Source organism: Paracidovorax sp. MALMAid1276, from assembly GCF_049198005.1.
GTDB lineage: Bacteria > Pseudomonadota > Gammaproteobacteria > Burkholderiales > Burkholderiaceae_C > Acidovorax.
Genome location: NZ_JBMIRS010000048.1, coordinates 1 through 486 on the forward strand (window position 1 = coordinate 1; position 486 = coordinate 486).

The following is a 486-nucleotide window of genomic DNA, read 5'->3' on the forward strand; positions in this document are numbered from 1 at the left end:
CTTGGCGATGCGCCTGCCCAAGGCGTCGTACTGGTAGCTGAAGACCTGGCTTTGGGGCTGGCCGTCTTTGCCTGCGCGCACCACCGCCACCTGGGTCAGTTGGTGCTGGTGGTTGTAGCGGTAGTGCTGCTCTGTGTGACCCTGTACAACTACTAGTTGCCGCAGTCAGCGCTGAGCAGCAAGACGCCTATGCAGGCCATGAAACAGTGGTACCTGGAGCGCACGGGTCTGTTTTACAAGCGGCCATATGATCATCCGAAATGCGACATTTAACTGCTACTGCAGTGACAGCAAAATATGCTCACAGGTCAAGAACTGGATTTTAAATCTTTTAGCAGATTTCTAAGAATATTTAGCCGCACAACGAGAGGGCTAGAAATATCCCTATCTTCAGATATTTCCTGCATTCTTCGAACAAGCAAATTGCCGGCAGATATTAAAGGAAATCCTGCAAAACCCCGCGAGCAGCCTGATAGATGCAGCTCA

General features: G+C 51.0%; 1 pseudogene. It reads left to right on the plus strand.

Annotated features, from left to right (window positions below):
- Window positions 1-156 precede the first annotated feature (156 nt).
- A pseudogene (locus tag ACOQFS_RS02905) lies at window positions 157-273 on the plus strand (IS481 family transposase); the annotation flags it as partial.
- Window positions 274-486 lie beyond the last annotated feature (213 nt).